Source organism: Klebsiella sp. D-Nf1 (assembly GCF_002810515.1).
Classification (GTDB): Bacteria; Pseudomonadota; Gammaproteobacteria; order Enterobacterales; family Enterobacteriaceae; genus Klebsiella; species Klebsiella variicola.
Window position 1 is genome coordinate 1 of record NZ_PIOK01000035.1, and the last position, 563, is coordinate 563.

General features: G+C 49.0%; 1 tRNA gene and 2 rRNA genes. All 3 read right to left on the bottom strand.

The annotated features are described in order from the left end of the window. Positions 1-110 (bottom strand): 23S ribosomal RNA (locus CWM54_RS27875); the annotation flags it as partial. 190 nt (positions 111-300) lie between these two features. After that, positions 301-376 (bottom strand) — tRNA-Glu (locus CWM54_RS27880). Between the two features lie 85 nt (positions 377-461). After that, positions 462-563: ribosomal RNA gene (locus CWM54_RS27885) — 16S ribosomal RNA — on the bottom strand; the annotation flags it as partial.

Below are 563 nucleotides of genomic sequence, written 5' to 3' on the forward strand. Positions count from 1 at the left end.
CGCCGGCTATAACGGTTCATATCACCTTACCGACGCTTTTCGCAGATTAGCACGTCCTTCATCGCCTCTGACTGCCAGGGCATCCACCGTGTACGCTTAGTCGCTTAACCTCACAACCCGAAGATGTTTCGTAAAACACCAACGTGTCGCGAAAATTTGAGAGACTCGAACACACTTAAACAGTGTGTCGTTTCAATTTTCAGCTTGATCCAGATTTTTAAAGAGCAAATATCTCAAACATCACCCGAAGATGAGTTTTGAGATATATTGGCACGCGTCTTTCACTCACGAACCAGCAAGTGGCGTCCCCTAGGGGATTCGAACCCCTGTTACCGCCGTGAAAGGGCGGTGTCCTGGGCCTCTAGACGAAGGGGACACTGAAGTCTCAATCGCAAGACGCCTTGCTTCTTTACTTTCATCAGACAATCTGTGTGGACACTACAAAGGCAGGTTCTTTAAGGTAAGGAGGTGATCCAACCGCAGGTTCCCCTACGGTTACCTTGTTACGACTTCACCCCAGTCATGAATCACAAAGTGGTAAGCGCCCTCCCGAAGGTTAAGCT